14 protein-coding genes are annotated in these 18,108 nt (G+C 40.0%); 6 read left to right on the forward strand and 8 right to left on the reverse strand.

Annotation, left to right across the window (positions count from 1 at the left end; translation table 11 throughout):
• Window positions 1-113: 113 nt before the first annotated feature.
• Entirely contained in the window at window positions 114-323 is a 210-nt protein-coding gene (locus BW142_RS11565; protein ID WP_002959120.1) for a cold-shock protein, read from the forward strand.
• Between the two features lie 976 nt (window positions 324-1,299).
• Here BW142_RS11565 and BW142_RS11570 read toward each other — a convergent pair.
• The 3 genes from BW142_RS11570 to udk all read right to left on the reverse strand — a co-directional run bounded on the left by BW142_RS11570 (window position 1,300) and on the right by udk (window position 4,193).
• Complete coding sequence (locus BW142_RS11570) at window positions 1,300-2,010, reverse strand: transporter substrate-binding domain-containing protein (RefSeq protein ID WP_083707578.1); 711 nt, start codon at window positions 2,008-2,010, stop codon at window positions 1,300-1,302.
• A 306-nt stretch (window positions 2,011-2,316) separates the two neighbouring features.
• Window positions 2,317-3,543, reverse strand: coding sequence for a NupC/NupG family nucleoside CNT transporter (locus BW142_RS11575; RefSeq protein WP_024599426.1), 1,227 nt, complete (start codon window positions 3,541-3,543; stop codon window positions 2,317-2,319).
• A gap of 17 nt (window positions 3,544-3,560) precedes the next feature.
• Complete coding sequence (udk, locus tag BW142_RS11580) at window positions 3,561-4,193, reverse strand: uridine kinase (RefSeq protein ID WP_007583533.1); 633 nt, start codon at window positions 4,191-4,193, stop codon at window positions 3,561-3,563.
• A gap of 192 nt (window positions 4,194-4,385) precedes the next feature.
• Between udk and BW142_RS11585 the strand changes: the two genes are divergently transcribed.
• Both BW142_RS11585 and deoD read left to right on the forward strand, forming a co-directional pair.
• A complete protein-coding gene (locus BW142_RS11585) occupies window positions 4,386-5,618 on the forward strand; it encodes a phosphopentomutase (RefSeq protein WP_076924926.1) in 1,233 nt (410 codons plus the stop codon).
• On the forward strand, window positions 5,618-6,319 hold the full coding sequence (deoD, locus tag BW142_RS11590) for a purine-nucleoside phosphorylase (protein WP_076924927.1): 702 nt from the start codon (window positions 5,618-5,620) through the stop codon (window positions 6,317-6,319). Before BW142_RS11585 ends, deoD begins: the two co-directional genes overlap by 1 nt.
• Window positions 6,320-7,090: 771 nt before the next feature.
• Here deoD and BW142_RS11595 read toward each other — a convergent pair.
• Window positions 7,091-7,981: a tetratricopeptide repeat protein gene (locus BW142_RS11595; protein WP_076924928.1), complete on the reverse strand. Its 891-nt coding sequence runs from the start codon at window positions 7,979-7,981 to the stop codon at window positions 7,091-7,093.
• A 1,169-nt stretch (window positions 7,982-9,150) separates the two neighbouring features.
• Between BW142_RS11595 and katG the strand changes: the two genes are divergently transcribed.
• Window positions 9,151-11,331 (forward strand): catalase/peroxidase HPI, encoded by a 2,181-nt coding sequence (gene katG, locus BW142_RS11600; RefSeq protein ID WP_076924929.1) that lies wholly within the window; start codon window positions 9,151-9,153, stop codon window positions 11,329-11,331.
• 277 nt (window positions 11,332-11,608) lie between these two features.
• Here katG and BW142_RS11605 read toward each other — a convergent pair whose 3' ends face one another.
• Window positions 11,609-12,181, reverse strand: coding sequence for a hypothetical protein (locus BW142_RS11605; RefSeq protein WP_024599422.1), 573 nt, complete (start codon window positions 12,179-12,181; stop codon window positions 11,609-11,611).
• Window positions 12,182-12,374: 193 nt separating this feature from the next.
• Between BW142_RS11605 and arfB the strand changes: the two genes are divergently transcribed.
• A complete protein-coding gene (arfB, locus tag BW142_RS11610) occupies window positions 12,375-12,788 on the forward strand; it encodes an alternative ribosome rescue aminoacyl-tRNA hydrolase ArfB (protein ID WP_024599421.1) in 414 nt (137 codons plus the stop codon).
• Between the two features lie 129 nt (window positions 12,789-12,917).
• On the opposite strand, the gene eat is transcribed toward arfB, so the two are convergent.
• The 3 genes from eat to BW142_RS11625 are packed head-to-tail and all read right to left on the reverse strand — an operon-like array spanning window position 12,918 to window position 16,671.
• Complete coding sequence (gene eat, locus BW142_RS11615) at window positions 12,918-14,321, reverse strand: ethanolamine permease (protein WP_076924930.1); 1,404 nt, start codon at window positions 14,319-14,321, stop codon at window positions 12,918-12,920.
• A 59-nt stretch (window positions 14,322-14,380) separates the two neighbouring features.
• Complete coding sequence (gene eutC, locus BW142_RS11620) at window positions 14,381-15,268, reverse strand: ethanolamine ammonia-lyase subunit EutC (RefSeq protein WP_076924931.1); 888 nt, start codon at window positions 15,266-15,268, stop codon at window positions 14,381-14,383.
• A complete protein-coding gene (locus tag BW142_RS11625) occupies window positions 15,265-16,671 on the reverse strand; it encodes an ethanolamine ammonia-lyase subunit EutB (RefSeq protein ID WP_076924932.1) in 1,407 nt (468 codons plus the stop codon). The genes eutC and BW142_RS11625 overlap by 4 nt, the downstream gene beginning before the upstream one ends.
• A gap of 219 nt (window positions 16,672-16,890) precedes the next feature.
• On the opposite strand from BW142_RS11625, the gene BW142_RS11630 reads away from it, so the two are divergent.
• Window positions 16,891-17,871: a helix-turn-helix domain-containing protein gene (locus tag BW142_RS11630; RefSeq protein ID WP_076924933.1), complete on the forward strand. Its 981-nt coding sequence runs from the start codon at window positions 16,891-16,893 to the stop codon at window positions 17,869-17,871.
• Window positions 17,872-18,108: the final 237 nt, after the last annotated feature.

Consider the following 18,108-nt stretch of genomic DNA (forward strand, 5'->3'; position numbering starts at 1 on the left):
TTTCGATATAAGTAATACTTGTAGTTCCGTCCTGAAGTTTTTAAAGTACCATCTCATTTTTTGCTACACCCGCTCTTATGAGCATATTTTTATTTTTATTTCAGGATATTACAATGTCTAACATCGTATCAGGTACAGTTAAGTGGTTTAACGAGTCTAAAGGTTTTGGTTTCATCGAGCAAGAAAATGGCCCAGACGTTTTCGCACATTTCTCAGCAATCAAAAGCGAAGGTTTCAAAACTTTAGCTGAAGGCCAACGTGTAGAGTTTACTCTTTCACAAGGTCAAAAAGGTCCACAAGCTGATAACATCACAGCTGTATAATTTTACTTTTTAAGTAAAATGAAAAAAAGCGCTTAAGGCGCTTTTTTTGTGTCTGGAATTTGACTCAAACCAAACAACGCCCATTATCAATGTAAATTAGCTAAATGATATTGCTATTATTAAGCCCCACCTAATATTTGTTTTCTATTCTTCTGAGTCATTCTTCTAAGCCATTGCGCTAATGCAAGTGAGTTTAAGCTTGTAATTTATACCGAACATTTCTCCCTTATAATTTTAAAACGACAAAGATCAGCTTGTTGGTATTACTCTCGCTATTGTAAAAGATATTTGCACAGCTATTGCTATAACCAGCGTGTTTAAATTGCCTCTTTGGGAGCATGCTTATAATTTATACCAACCTGCATAAATCTTTGATCAATTTAACGAATTAAATTGCACTATAACGTCGTTAAAAATTTTTTATTTAGAACAACTAGATACAAAAATTTTTGCCTAGTTCTAGCGTAATTTCCTTAACGTTAAATAGACCCCATACATAAGCAGATTGGTATTAGTTCAAAAAGACCCTCACTTAGGTCTTGTTCTAATTGCTAAAAACACCGAGCATGAACCTCTATTTATTGGTATTAGTATAGATAATCCAAAATATGCAAAGCAGTTTTTTTTAAATTGTAAGAGGTGATATATACGAGTCATTAGTAAATAAAATTGGTTTTAAAACGGGTGAAAACTTACCGATTTATGGAGACAAAAAACAATTTATAGATTTGTTTTAAAAAGAAAAATAGATCTAATTTTAGACTTAGAATTTATAATATAATATAGCTAGAGCTCTTTAGATATAGAGTAAATGACGTAGTGAAGGGCAAAAATCACCCCATCCTAAGTTTGCTGGTAATTACATAGCATTTATTAATCGGTACCTAAACCTATTATAAAGCGATTTAACAATGAGTATAAAAAGTTAAAAACGAAAGGTGACTTTGCTGCTTATAAATACCCCACTATTATTAATTTACCTTTCGTAAGGTAGCCTTTTATCTTTTTTTACTTTTAAAAAGGCAGCTTGTAGTGCTTCAACTAAACGCATATCTGTTTTTTTATTCGCAGCTAAATAAGCATCAATTGTTAGCTCATCTATTTTATAAATGAACCTTAAGTGTGCTGGTTTGAGCTTTAGATAGTCGCTCATCTGCTGCATATATAATGGATCGTCTACAATTAAATCTACTTTTTTAGCTAATAGTAAAGAGTATGATTTTTGAATGTCAGAGGTTAAAACAGCTTCAAATCCAAGTTTCGTAAGGGTTTGTGTTGAAAAGTCATTGCGTTGCATTGCAATTTTATACACTTTTGCTTGTTCAGTATTATTTATAATAAGATCATTTCGCTCTGATAGGCCGATAAAGCCCAGCTCAAATCGTCCAACTGGTCCAATCCAATAAAATTTATTTTCTCGCTCTACAGTGCGTGCAAGGCTGTATATAAAGGTATTTTTTAACTCATCTGCAATTTTATAAGCACGTGCCCAAGGATACATTTGAATGTTAGGTGTGAGATCTGCCTCAGCAAATATATCCCTAATAAATTGAGTACCTTCACCTGCAACTTCGCCCTTAATTAATACTTGGTTTGGTGGCGCTAACTCAGTTACAACAAGCAGAGTGTCCTTTGCTTGAATATACACGGAACAAGTAAAAAGAAGGGAATAAAGAATATATTTCACAATAGCGAATCGTCATTCGGTTAGCTTAAGTAATATAAGTGTGGCTGAAAATATGAAAAATACAAAAAATATTTATGTGAACGTGTTACTAAGATATTGGTTTATTTGAGTTATGTACAACTATAAAGGAGGCTAGATAGGTAAACGGCTTGAGGTCTGAAGTAATTGAAGCTAAAAAACTATGCTCTAAAACGATAAAAGGGCCTTGCGGCCCTTGGTGAAGTATCGTTCAAGTCAGATAGAGCTTTAACCCCTTAAAGCGCTATCCTCTTGTTTTGCAACACCGGTGTTCATCTCAATAAGTTTCTAAGCTAGCGAGAGGAAAAACCCAGCAATTGCTGCGCTCATAAGGTTAGCCATAGATCCTGCTAACACTGCTCTGAGCCCTAAGCGTGCGATATCCTTCCGCCTGCTAGGCGCCATACCGCCTAACCCACCTAGTAAAATGGCTATCGATGATAAGTTAGCAAAGCCACATAAAGCAAAAGTAACAATTGCTTGTGTGTGCGCACTTAACGTATCGCGATAATTTATAAAGTCTAAGTAAGCAACAAACTCGTTTACTACTATCTTTTGACCAATAAAGCTGCCGGCTATAATCGCTTCATCCCATGGCACACCTAGTAACCATGCAACTGGAGCAAATACATAACCTAATATTTCTTGAAGCGTTAATGTTGGGTAATCAAACCACCCGCCAATACCGCCTAATAAACCATTTAATAGTGCAATTAGCGCTACAAAAGCAAGTAGCATTGCACCTACATTAAGTGCTAAATGCATACCGTTTGCTGCACCTGATGCTGCTGCATCAATTACATTTACAGGCTTATCTTCGTCATCTAAATCTAAATCAGCTAAGTTATCTTTAGGAGTTTCAGTTTCTGGCACAATCATCTTGGCCATTAAAAAACCACCTGGTGCAGCCATAAAGCTTGCTGCAATAAGATACTTAAGATCTACGCCAATAATTACGTAACCGGCCATTACAGAGCCTGCTACAGTGGCTAAGCCACCTACCATCACTGCAAACAATTCTGATTTTGTCATCGTTGCTATAAATGGCTTAACTATTAACGGAGCTTCAGTTTGGCCTACAAAAATATTTGCCGTTGCTGAAAGCGATTCTGTGCGAGAGGTTTTCAATAATTTTTGTAAACCGCCGCCTAAAATCCTAATTATCCAATCCATAATGCCAAGGTGATATAACACAGCAACAAGTGCTGAGAAAAACACGATAACGGGCAAAACTTGAATTGCAAAAATAAAACCTAATGTGTCTTGTGAGGCAAGTGGACCAAATAAAAACCCAATACCATCATTAGCATAACCAATAACCGACGAAACGGCTGATGACATACTCGTTAACACATTTTTTCCTGCTTCGAAAAACAGAACAAAACCGCCAATAACAACTTGCATCGCAAACGCTATACCAACGGTTCTTAAATTAATTGCCTTGCGATTAGTTGACGCAGCAAAGGCAATGCTTAGTAGCACACACATGCCCACTAAGCTCATAAATGTTGTCATACAAATGTTTCCCGTTGTTATTCTTGTAGTAAATATTTAATTTTACTTTTTATTATATCAATCGCAACGCGGTTCATGCCGCCCCGAGTCACAACTAAATCAGCGTTATGCTTCGAAGGCTCAATAAATTGATAAAACATCGGTCTAACAGTTGCTTGATACTGCTCAACAACAGATTGTAATGTTCTGCCTCGTTGCTCCATATCACGTTGCATACGACGCATTAAACAAATATCTAAAGGTGTATCTATAAACACCTTAATATCAAATTCTTTATTAAGCGCTTTGTCACTCAATAGTAAAATACCTTCAACAATCAGTATTTTAGCAGCAGGCACTCGGCGTGTGGTTGCACTACGCGTATGCTGTGCATAATCATACGTTGGTACTTCTACTGAGTTACCACAACGAAGTTGTGTTAAATGCTCAAGCATCAACGCGTGTTCAAATGCATCTGGATGGTCGTAATTTGTTTGCGTACGATGAGCCATAGGCAAATGCGACTGATCCTTGTAATAAGCATCTTCTTCAATAATGGCGATAGCGCCTGGTTCAAGCTCATTAACCAATTCATTGTATATAGTTTGGCTAAAAAGAGATTTGCCCGACGCAGACGCGCCTGCAATAGCTATAATAGTAGTTCGTGTCACTAAAGTTCTCATCCACACAGAAAGATATATTGTTGGTAGATCACAATAGCAAAAAAGACACGATTAATCTCTTTTGCTTCGCTCAAGAGTGCAAATTTATAATGTTTAGGTTTTATGAAACAGGACTTTTGTCCTGTACGGAAAATTCGATCAGCGGATAAAGTAACCACCTAGAATCAAAGTGAGGTCAAAATGACAAGAGCAATTATTTTAATGGCAGATAGCCTAGGAATCGGTGCAGCACCAGATGCAGATAAATTCGGCGATCTTGGGGCTAATACATTCGCTCACTTACTAAAAGCATATTACGACGAAACAGGCAGTGCACTGTCGCTTCCTAATTTATCTAAATTAGGATTAGTAGACGCATGTGAAGCTGCCGGTGGCGAACCGTGTTTAATTTCAAACCGCCAAGCACCAGAAGGTGCATGGGGTTACGCTAAAGAAATCTCTAGCGGAAAAGACACGCCATCTGGTCATTGGGAAATGGCAGGCGTACCAGTGTTATTTGATTGGGGATATTTCCCAAAAACACAGCCAAGTTTCCCACAAGAATTTATAGACGAGTTTATAGCTCGTACAGGTATTTCTGGCATTTTAGGCAATTGCCATGCATCAGGAACTACCATTTTAGAACAGCTAGGTGAAGAGCACGTAAAAACAGGTAAACCAATCTGTTACACCTCAGCTGATAGCGTGTTTCAAATAGCCGCGCATGAAGAGTCATTCGGCCTAGAGAAGCTTTATCAAGTTTGCGAAATCGCACGGGCGCTACTTGATGAAATGAATATAGGACGAGTGATTGCGCGGCCATTTTTGGGTTCAAATAGCCAAGACTTTGCCCGAACGGGTAATCGTCGTGACTATTCAGTACTTCCGCCAGCACCAACATTGCTAGATGTGCTAGCAAAAGACGGCGGCGAAGTAATTAGTATTGGTAAAATTTCAGATATTTACGCGCATCAGGGCATAACCCAAAAGCACAAAGCACCTGGGCTTATGAACTTGCTAGAAAAAACCAGCGAAGTAATGGAAAGCGCGCCAGATCGTAGCTTAATCTTTACTAACCTAGTTGATTTTGATGAAAAATTTGGTCATCGTCGTAATCCGGTAGGATACGCAAAAGCATTAAAAGAATTTGATGACTATTTACCAACTATACTAAATCAGTTAAAAGCAGATGACGTATTAATGATCACTGCAGATCATGGCTGTGACCCAACCTTTCCAGGTTCTGAGCACACTCGTGAATACGTACCTGTTATTGCATACCAAGCAGGTATGAGTAACACACCATTAGGTGAACGCAATAGCTTTGCAGATATAGGCCAAACACTGGCACAGTGGTTTAGCTTATCTGCGCTTGATTACGGCGACAGCTTTTTAAATGAGCTAAAAACGCCAAATAAAAAGGAAAACAATTAATGAGTACTCCGCATATCAGTGCAAACGTTGGTGATTTCGCCGAAACAGTATTAATGCCAGGCGATCCGCTACGTGCGCAATATATTGCTGAAAACTTTTTAGATGATGCAGTACAAGTTACCGGCGTTCGTAACATGTACGGTTTCACTGGCACTTACAAAGGTAAGCCAGTAAGTATCATGGGTTCAGGCATGGGCATTCCATCAATGTCTATTTATGCACGTGAGCTAATTGTAAGCTTTGGCGTTAAAAATATTATACGTATTGGTACGTGTGGCGGTATTGGCACAGATATCAAAATTCGTGACGTAATTTTTGCACAAGGTGCAAGCACAGATTCAAACGTAAACCGTGCACGCGTACGTGGCTACGATTTTTCTGCTATTGCTAACTTTGACTTGCTTTTAAACGGCGTAAACGCTGCTAAAGAGCTAGGCATTAAAGCAAAAGTAGGTAACGTATTCACAACCGACACATTCTATCAAGCAGATGACTCGTTCTATAAAGACTTAGACAAGTTAGGCATGCTAGCAGTAGATATGGAAACAGCCGGTTTATATGGCGTTGCAGCTGAATACGGCGCAAACGCAATGGCATTATTTACAGTAAGTGACCACGTAATCACCGGCGAAGCAACACCTGCTGATGAGCGTCAAAGTACGTTTAATGAAATGGTTAAAATTGCATTAGAGTCTATCTAATCAATAAAACAGTTCCTTGGTAACGTATTCACTAAGTTTTGGAGACACGCCCAAAGTGAAGTGAGACTAAACCTCCAAAGCCGCATTTTATGCGGCTTTTTTTATGCCTGAAGAAAATGAGCAGCAGCCCCAAATTACTTAATCCTGCCATCTAAAAACTATGTTTTTAAACGCCTGCAAGCACCGCGTCTTCAAGTAAATTTTAACCACCGCGTTAAGTTTTCCACGTAGGCGCAGAGCTTGCTCGCGCGAGAAGCGAAGCTTCTAATTACCTAATCACCCATCCTAAAAACTATGTTTTTAAACGCCTCAAGCAGCGCGTCTACAAGTGAGTTTTAACCACCGCGTTAAGTTTTCCACGTAGGCGCAGAGCTTGCTCGCGCGAGAAGCGAAGCTTCTAATTACTTAATCACCCATCCTAAAAACTACGTTTTTAAACGCCTGCAAGCAGCGCGTCTACAAGTGAATTTTAACCATAGTGTTAAGTTTTCCAGGTAGGCGCAGAGCTTGCTCGCGCGAGAAGCGAAGCTTCTAATTACTTAATCACCCATCCTAAAAATTATGTTTTTAAACGCCTGCAAGCAGCGCGTCTACAAGTAAATTCTAACTACAGTGTTAAGTTTTCCACGTAGGCGCAGAGCTTGCTCGCGCGAGAAGCGAAGCTTCTAATTACTTAATTACACAACAAACTTAACCTTTAAAAACAAAAAAAAGGGCCAAAGCCCTTTTTTATGGTGTTACGCCTAATCATACAGGCCAAATACTGAGTGCTTAAACAATCTCACCCGCTACTATCGTATTAAAGCTGTCGTTGTCATGTAGGCTTGCAAATGCGCTCTCATGTAATAGCTCATTACGTAAGTTTGGAGAGTATTCAAGTGCCATTTTAATGTCGGCTAAGGCATCAGCATGCTTATGTGTTAGTGCATAAGCACATGCGCGTTGCCAATAGGCATAACCGTAATCACTGTCTATATCAATAGCTTGATTACACAGCTCAATGGCTTGTGCTGTTTCATTAATTTCTAGTAATGCATCGGCTTTATAAGCAATGGCTTCCACATCTTCTGGTTTGCGATTAAGTATTTCATCAAAAATTTCAATCTTATTAGCAAAATCACTTTCTAGGTTGGCGCGCATCCACAGCGAATGAACTTCGTTAGTCACCGATATGCGCTCTTGGTTACTGAGTATTTCCTCAGATCGTACACGTAGTTTTTCTTCAAGAATTTTTAATCGGTCTTCATACTCGTCTGTAATTACACTCACACGTGTATTTACAATGTCTTCTACTTTGTTTTTAACATCGCGTAGTGAGTTCCAGCCCACTAAAACCAAAATAGAAGCCGTAGCGGTGATTATAAAAAATACATTATTAATAGTATCGGTAGTGTACGTTAATGCGCGGTCAGCAGTATCAAGCTGAGCATGGGTTACCTGTTTAGTTACATCTTCACGGAGTTTTTGTTGATCTTGCCTAACCGCTTTTAGCTCGTCGAGTATGTAGCGCTCCATTAGCGGTTTATACATAGGCTCTTTAAGTTGTTGAAGGGCTTGTTGCTCTTGTTGTGCTGTAGGTGAGGCAGGTTGTTTTTCAGCAGAATTCACTATGCCCGAAAACAAAGTTAAACAAACAAAAAGTACAGATAGGTAATAACGCATTGGTACGCCTAATTAAATTAATTACTGTAATAACTTTAACATGCAGGGCTTAATGGCACTAGGGCGTGTTGAACTTTGGTGGGGGAATTTGCAACAGTATGTTTGGTTTTTAGGCAAGGTAGAGCCTATGTAGTGTGGTTACTCCCCATAAATAGGCGATAACGCAGCATTAATACCAAACATGCGCTGCCCTTTGGGTTCTTTCTAGGGACGATTAACTCTTTGTTGCTCGGTTTTTACTTAGCCCACTAGGTTACAAACCTCGCGCCGTGATTTAATCGCCCCTAGATTGAACAAATTTCAATCCACAAAGAACAACACGCCCTAGGGCGCGTTGACTTTTCAGGATTAAAACTTATTCAATTTAGATAGGATCAATAATTGCGCAAAATTTTTAACTTGTTGAGTATAGCAAAATAGAGCGATACGACGGCATTTTGCTAATACTTAAGTGGTTTTAGGAAAAATAGGCAAAAAAAAGCCAGCTCAATATGAGCTGGCAAAAACTGCTTAAAACAACAATATGTCGTAGGGATTCACAGGAGAACAACTTCATACTAACTGAATCTTTCTGAACAAATACTTAATTCAATTCAATTAGTTAAAAATATAAGAATACTTTAAGTATTCGGTTTATAAAGTAAAGGTGCATTGGGCTTAAGTAATGCACCTTTATAATTATAACTATATAACTACAATTTCATGGTGAAGGGGGGTATTCCAATGTGCGCTTTAAATAAATTAAAGCCACTTTCAAACCCTTCACATACCATTACGCCGAAATTTTTCAATTCGATCACAGGTCTAGTAAAAAGATTAAGGTTAGTTTACTAATTTTGTATTTTACCCTGCAATACTTTACACGAGCGTCATCAGATTTATTTTTACTATTATTTAAAACGTAATTACAAAGCTATTGTTAAATACATCATTAGCAAAAGACCAATCAAAAATATAAATTGGAGCAATCGTTTTAAATAGTATGTTGAGGCTGGCGTAGCATAATTTATGCGCCTATATTAAGGATACGTAAGTGTTTAGGCAGGCACACTAAATAATAAGTAAGCCGATTAAATAAAAATAACCGTTATTTTTTAAAGAGTTATAAATACATAAGCAACAATACTGATTGATTAAGTATTTTACTTTTCCATTATAAGGATTCCAGAATGAGCAACCCTAAAGCAGGCCAATGTCCGGTCATGCACGGCAGTAATACTAAAACGTCTAATCCCAATACTGATTGGTGGCCAAATGCCCTAAACTTAGACATTCTTCATCAGCACGACACCAAATCAAACCCATACAATAGCGACTTTAATTATGCTGAAGCATTTAAGTCAATCGATCTTGACGCGCTAAAAACAGATGTAAAAAGCTTAATGACCGATAGCCAAGATTGGTGGCCAGCCGATTGGGGACATTACGGCGGTTTAATGATTCGCCTAGCATGGCATTCAGCGGGTTCTTACCGTTTAGCCGATGGCCGAGGAGGCGGTGGTACAGGTAATCAACGTTTTGCACCACTTAACTCATGGCCAGATAACGGTAACCTCGACAAAGCGCGCCGTTTACTGTGGCCAATAAAGAAAAAATACGGTAACAAGCTTTCATGGGCCGACTTAATTATTTTAGCGGGCAACATGGCATACGAATCAATGGGTTTAAAAACCTTTGGTTTTGCAGGCGGCCGAGAAGATATTTGGCACCCTGAAAAAGACGTTTACTGGGGAGCTGAAAAAGAATGGTTAGCGCCAAGTGACGGCCGTTACGAAAGTGTAGATAAACCAGACACGATGGAAAACCCATTAGCAGCAGTACAAATGGGCTTAATTTATGTAAACCCAGAAGGTGTTAACGGTATACCCGATCCGCTTAAAACAGCGGCTCAAGTTCGCGAAACCTTTGCCCGCATGGCAATGGATGACGAAGAGACCGCAGCATTAACTGTGGGCGGCCATACTGTAGGTAAAACACATGGTAACGGTAAAGCTGAAAACTTAGGCCCAGAACCAGAAGCTGCAGACGTACAGGAGCAAGGTCTTGGCTGGAATAATACAACAACACGCGGTATTGGCCGCGATACTGTTACTTCAGGTCTTGAAGGTGCGTGGACTACACACCCAACCACATGGGATAACGGTTACTGTTACTTACTTCTAAACTACGAATGGGAACTGACTAAAAGCCCAGCAGGCGCTCATCAGTGGGAGCCTATTAATATTAAAGAAGAAGACAAACCTGTCGATGTAGAAGATCCATCAATTCGCTTAAAGCCAATGATGACTGATGCTGATATGGCCATGAAAGTGGACCCTGAATATCGCAAAATCATTGAACGTTTTAATAACGACTTTGAATACTTTTCAGATGTGTTTGCGCGAGCATGGTTTAAACTGACTCACCGCGACTTAGGCCCTAAATCATGTTACTTAGGCGCCGACGTACCAAGTGAAGACTTAATTTGGCAAGATCCAATTCCAGCCGTTGATTACACATTAACAGACGACGAAATTAGCGATCTTAAAACGACATTATTAAATTGTGGTGTTAGTGCCGCTGATTTAATAAATACAGCTTGGGATAGCGCACGTACTTATCGTGGTTCTGATAAACGTGGCGGCGCAAATGGTGCACGCATTCGTTTAGCACCGCAAAAAGATTGGCAAGGTAATGAGCCAGAACGTTTAGTATCAGTACTTAGTGCGCTTGAAAAAGTGCAGGCTGGCTTGAATAAACCAATTAGCATCGCCGACTTAATTGTTTTAGGTGGTACAGCAGCCGTAGAACAAGCTGCAAAACAAGCGGGTGTTGATGTAAACGTGCCGTTTGCACCAGGTCGAGGAGATGCAACAGACGAAATGACTGATGCAGAATCGTTTGATGTATTAGAACCAATTCATGATGGTTTTAGAAATTGGTTGAAAAAAGATTACACAGTATCAGCTGAAGAGTTATTACTAGAACGTAGCCAGTTAATGGGATTAAGTGCACCAGAAATGTCGGTACTTATTGGTGGTATGCGAGTACTAGGTACTAACTATGCTGGCAGCGAACATGGCGTATTTACAAATAGCGTAGGTTCATTAACCAACGACTTCTTTGTAAACTTAACTGATATGTCAAATCGTTGGGAGCCGGTTCAAAAAGGCTTATACAATATAGTAGACCGTAAAAGTGGTACGACTAAATGGACGGCAACACGCGTTGATTTAGTATTTGGATCAAACTCTATATTGCGCGCACTTGCTGAGTTTTATGCACAAGACGATAACAAAGAGCGTTTTGTACATGACTTTGTAAATGCATGGGTAAAAGTAATGAACGCAGACAGGTTCGATCTTAAATAATCTGTACGCTAAATAAAAACGGGGGAGTAATAACTTACTCCCCCGTTTTTTAATATTTGCCATACCGTTAAACAAAGCTGCCTTTTTATAAAAATTGACAACTTACGACCCATATCCCAGATTAAATAAGCGGTGATAGAAAGCTATTTTTGCATTAAATTTTGCACACAGCACCACTCAGTATTGCTCACAAAATATCGTAATCTATCTAAGTCATATAAAAGTTAGGCATTAAAAAAGGCGGCAAAAGCCACCTTTTTGTATAAAACAATAAAACTTATAGAAGTGCAAAAAGCTTTTGTAGTTGTGGCATGTATTCGCTCACAAGTTCAAGGTTGCTTTCGCTTACTAAAGAATCCGTAGACTCCGCAGCTGCGCTTGAAGATTTACCAAACGAACCCATTAACGAGCTAGCGCCACTATCTTTAGCACTTTTAAGGCTTTGCAGGCCGCCCATTACTTTAGTTGCCGTTTCTTGGTTATCAGCAGAAAGGCCCGATTTAAGATTTTCGATATAAGCCATTGATACTTCAGAACCTACCGTTACTAGCTGCTCTGGCGTAAAACCATAACGGTTTGTAACACCCGCGAAGCTTTTGTACAGGTCTTGTTCTTTAATCATGCTTAGTGCGCTATTAGCTAAAGAGCTTTGTTCGCCAACGCTTTGCTCTGCAGAACCACCTAACATACTTGCTAAATCTAAGTCTTTTAACGACTCTTGGCTGCTTGCCCAGCTAGTTACAGCAGGTAATGCTTTCATGTAGCTTTGTAATTGGCCTTCGCTAATGTCTTCTGCAAGGCTTGAAAAACTCATTGCTAATAAGCTAAGTGATAAAAGTATTTTTTTCATTGGGCATTTCCTGTTGTTTAATTAACGCTATTTAAAACTAAATGTAAGCGCTTGCCAATACAAAACTAAAGTATTAGGGGGATTTAGGCTATAAAGTAGTATAAATACTTTAAAGTCCTATAACTTAAGCTGATTCAGCACAAATATAGTTACAAATGATATAATGCATTTTTGACAAATAGAGCTGAACACAATGTTAACAATTTCAAATACTGTCACTATCGATGAATGGGAACTAGAGCTCACGGCTATTCGTTCGCAAGGTGCCGGTGGTCAAAATGTTAACAAAGTGGCAAGTGCAATTCATTTACGCTTTGATATTAACCGCTCTAAATTACCTGACTTCTACAAAGAACGCTTGCTTGCCTTAAATGATTCAAGAATCACCAAAGAGGGCGTTTTAATAATTAAAGCGCAAAGCCATCGTACACAAGAGCTAAACCGAGAAGATGCCCTTAAACGTTTAAAAGATTTAATACTTAGTGCTACCGTTGTCAATAAGGCGCGTCGTGCCACCAAGCCTAGCCGTAATTCACAGCGCAAACGTATGGATAAAAAAACTAAACATGGGCAAAACAAAGCGCTACGCGGCAACATTAAGTTTTAGTTTTAAACGGTATAAATAAAATAGAGAGGGGACTTGATGTCTAAATGTAGGCGCTATTTTTACATCCTACAGCGTGCATAAAAATATAAGTGAGGGGTCTCCTCACTTATATTTAATAGCTATTAATGTCTACTTAGCCATTTCTAAATCAGATTCTGCATCCGCCAGCATTGCAAATTCTTCGTCCGCGCTTTTAGCAACTAAGTGCTTTGAGCTATAGCCAAAGTAATAAGCCGCACCCACAATAAACAGCACCATAGTGTATAAAAATGCACGAGGGTCAAATGCATACACACCCGTTAATGCTATAAGCGAAAGCACTAAAGCAATACTTGAAGTAACTACACCACCAGGAGTTTTGTACGGGCGAGGTAAATCAGGTTGTTTAACGCGTAGCAAAATATGGCTCAGCGCCATTAATGCATACGATACCGTTGCTCCCACTACAGCCATTGCGAGTATTAAGTCACCCTCGCCACTGAGTGATACTAAAAAACCAAATACTGCCGGTACAATTAACGCACGTGCTGGCACTTTGCGATTAGTAGTAATAGACAACGAACGCGGTAAATAACCGGCTCTAGATAAAGCAAACACTAAGCGACTATAACCATAAATTATAGAAAAGAATGAAGCGACTAACCCCGCAAGCCCTAATATATTTACAACGGTTGCTAAGCCCTCACTACCCGATGCGTTTAATGCATCAACTAAAGGCACTGCACTTGCGCCCATTGCAGCCGCACCGCCAGCACCTGGTACTAAAACTACCACTAAAAATGCAGTAAATAACAAAAAGATCATTGCACCAATTATGCCTTTAGGCACATCTTTAGCGGGATCTTTTGCTTCTTCTGCAGCAAGCGGTACACCTTCAACCGCTAAAAACAACCACATGGCAAACGGTAATGCAGCCCAAACTCCGTACCAACCTAAAGGTAAAAACTCACTGGCTCCCACTGCATCGGTTACGGGGACGTCAAATAAGCGTGATGCATCAAAATTTGTGATTAATACAAATGCGGTCGCAATAATAGCTAATACCGCTAAACCACTTATTACCATCATTACTTTAAGTGCTTCTCCTACGCCTGCTAAATGAATGCCCACAAATAGTAAGTAAAATAATGCATATACCCATGGGCCATTAAATCCGGTAAGGGCTTCAACTGCAGAGCCTATAAAAATAACAATAGCAGCGGGCGCTAAGGCATATTCAATTAATACGGCAAGCCCGGTTAAATAGCCTCCCGCTGGCCCGATAGCTTGACGCGCAAAACTATAACCACCGCCTGCAGCAGGTATTGCAGCTGACATTTCAGCAAGCGACAATACTAGCGCTAAATACATAATTGCCATTAATACTGCTGCAATGGCAAAGCCACCCCAACCGGCTTCGGCAATACCAAAGTTCCAGCCTGCAAAGTCACCCGATATTACATACGACACACCCAAACCTGCGAGTAATAACCATCCCGCAGTACCCCGTTTTAACTGTCTTTTAGCAAGGTACTCTGTATTATTAGTAGACATAACCCTTCTCCGTTGATGTTTAGTTTTTATTGTTTTATTTCACGTGTTTTTAATTAAAATTACTCAGCAATTAAAAAGTTAGTGGTTGAAACCTGATGCTCAATGACATCGTCTTGTGTGCGGTCTTTTAAATTAACCCCAGTTAGTTTTAGTTTTTTAGCTTCACGTAATAAGTACAGTGCACGCCTAGCCGCTTCAGCATAAGGCAGGCCTGCAGGGCGAATATTCGATATGCAATTACGACATGCATCGTTAAGTCCTGTTTTGGGCTCCCACGTTAAATACAAGCCAAGGCTATCTGGCGAACTAAGTCCTGGGCGCTCTCCTATTAACACCATAACCACCTGCGCATTTAGCAGCTCACCTATATCGTCGCCAATCGCTACTCGCCCTTGCTCAACCAAAGTAATGGGAGCAATTTTAAATTGCTTGTCTGTTGTGAGGTGCGTTAATAGCTCTGTTATAAATGGGTATGCATTTTTTTGTACCGCCAACGACGAGAGTCCATCAACCACGACAATCGCTAAATCGTATTTAGCCTGCGTAGTGTGTTTTTGTTTATTCATATAGCTGAGAAGTATTTGCCTACCATTGTCATTAAGCTTGCGGCCTAAATCGGGTCGCTGAAGGTAAGTAACCCTGTCAGTAGCTTGGCTGTGTAAATGAAGGGGAGGAGCAACCTCTTTTAGAGCACTAATACTACCCAGTTGCTCAGTCATTTCGTTAATATCTAGCGGAAAGCTCACCGCATCGCGCGCTTGTGCATGAGATAGCTGAAAAGCCAGCATTTCTGAGGTGGGCAAACTTATACCCGCACGCCCAAGACCAATACGCGCGTCGGTAAAACGGCGTAAATCACTCCAAGGGTTGTGCACTACATTACCGTTATTTTTATGCTCGTTTACTGAGTTATCTAAAGGAGTGCTCTGTTTTGAACTTGATTTCATGAGCCACCTCCAGTAATTGCACCCAGAGGTTTGGCAAAAGCGGGAGGCAAAGTATCTGAAAGTGTAATATCGGAAGTGCTTTGCATAATTTTCATTTTGCTCAGCCATGCCTCAAACTCAGGGGCGGGTCTAGAGCCAAGAACACGACGAACATATAATGCATCATGAAACGACGTAGTTTGGTAATTAAGCATAATGTCGTCAGAGCCAGGTATTCCCATTACAAACGAGCAACCTGCAACGCCTAATAGCGTTAGCAAGTTATCCATATCGTTTTGATCGGCCTCTGCATGATTGGTGTAACACACGTCGCACCCCATCGGTATACCTAGTAACTTAGCGCAAAAATGATCCTCAAGTCCTGCTCGAGTAATTTCCTTACCATCAAACAAATATTCAGGGCCAATAAACCCCACCACGGTATTTACCAGTAACGGGTTAAACTTACGAGCAACGGCATAAGCGCGAGCTTCACACGTTTGCTGATCAAGCCCATGATGCGCATTTGCTGAAAGCGAACTGCCTTGCCCGGTTTCAAAATACATCACGTTATTGCCAACAGTACCGCGCTTTAAACTCAAGGCCGCATCTTGCGCTTCGGCTAAGGTATTTAAATTAAAGCCAAAACTTGAATTAGTAGCCTCTGTGCCGCCAATCGACTGAAACACTAAATCAACCGGTGCACCTGCTTCTATGCATTCAATCGTGTTAGTAACATGGGTGAGTACACAGCTTTGGGTTGGTATTTCATATTTTTGAATAACATCATCCATTAGCGTCATTAATTTAATGGCTTGAGCAACATTATCGGTTGCAGGGTTGATACCTATTACTGCATCGCCATTACCGTATAGCAGACCATCGAGCATGCATGCAGCAATACCGTTAATATCATCAGTAGGGTGGTTTGGTTGTAAACGTGTAGATAAATGCCCAGGAAGGCCAATGGTATTTCTAAAAGCACTCGTAACATGGCACTTTTTAGCAATTAATATGAGATCTTGATTGCGCATTATTTTGCTAACAGCTGCAGCCATTTCGGGTGTAATACCCTGCCTTATACTTGCAAGCACAGCGGGTGTTGCAAAGTCGCTTAAAAGCCAATTACGAAAGTCACCTACGGTTAAATGTGCAATAGCCATAAAAGCATTCGCATCATGCTCGTCAATAATTAAACGTGTAATTTCGTCATCTTCATAGGGAATAAGTACCTCATTTAAAAATGTTTTAAGAGGTACATCGGCCAATGCCATTTGTGCTACAGCGCGCTCTTGCGCCGACTGTGCAATTACACCCGCTAAGCGATCACCCGAACGCTGCGGCGTTGCTTTAGCCATTAACTGGGCTAAGTTATTGAATTTATAAGTATGTGTACCTAAAGTGTAACTGTACGCTTGCCCCATGATTTACTCCACATAACTAACATGACAAACCTTGGTATAGGTTTTGCTATATTTTAGCTATAAATCAATTTTGAATAGTTACAAGACAGCTTATTTTGTACCAAGTAACTATCGAATTTTGGCAAAAGATTATTTATTAATCCAATTCAATTGGTTGCATACGCAAAGCGGTGTTAACTTAAGCATAATAAAAGTGTAACGAAAAAGAGCATCCCCTATATGGCGCAGCAAAATAGGTACGGCGCACCACTTAAGAGCAAGGTGCAAACACATGACATAGACGAGCAAGCGCATAGCCTTACTCAATGGCAGCAAAAATACGATCAAATGAGCGACGGCAGCTTTTATGGTTTTATTGAAGAAACGGATTACGCCAATATTCACGTGTTTAAAGAATACACCGAGCGAGCGCTTCGTCAGCAATGTAACATAGCCCCCAATTCTGTTTGGCTCGGCATCCCTTATCAGTCGCAGCAAAGTAGAATTAATGGCCTAAATGTGGCAAGTAATCAATTTATGTGCCGTACAAGTGATAATGACTTTGAACTGATAACCCCTGAGCAATTTAATATTTATGGTTTGGTAATCGATTGGAACTCAATTGAATATATGGCGCAGCTACAAGGTGTAACATTGAAAAACTTGTCATCTGCGCAATCAGCTCGCTTATCGGTGAGCAACTCATCATTGCAAACGGCAAGGCAAATAATTAATAGTATGGTTGTAGGCAAGGGCTTTGGACTTAAAACCGAATCACAACAAGATATGCTAAACATGTTGGCGCTACACTTATTACAAGCGGATAATCCACAGCAAAATATTGCGGCAAGTTATAAACGTCGAAAAGCCGTGGTAGATAAAGTAAAAGAGTATGTGACCACAAATCCACAAAAAACAATAACCATAACCGAGCTGTGCGAGCTTGCCTTTGTAAGTAGGCGCACACTTCAATATAGCTTTGAGAGTATTTTAGGAATTAACCCTTTGCGGTTTTTACGTTTAACACGTTTAAATAATGTAAGGCGGGAACTGAAAAAATTAAACCAAGATAAGCCAATTTCAGTAATAGCAGCCAATTGGGGATTTTGGCACGCGGGACAATTTGCTAAAGATTACACGCAACTTTTTGGTGAAAACCCATCACAAACAGTTAAAAATTCAGCACAGCAGTTTGAACCACCGTGCTCTACAAACTTGTAGGTGCGATTTTACATCGCCCTCATGTAACGTAGCTTTAATGTTTTAAAACGAGGTATAAAACCTCACCTACAATCGTGCAAATACCAAACCCGTAGGTGCGAATTTATTTCGCGCTCATGTAACGTGGCTTTAATGCTTTAAAAGTAAAAGCGAGGTATAAAACCTCACCTACATCGTGCAAACACCAAGCCCGTAGGTGCGAATTTATTTCGCGCTCAGGTAATGTGGCTTCAATGC

Origin of the sequence: Pseudoalteromonas sp. EB27, from assembly GCF_001974875.1 — a bacterium.
Classification (GTDB): Bacteria; Pseudomonadota; Gammaproteobacteria; order Enterobacterales; family Alteromonadaceae; genus Pseudoalteromonas.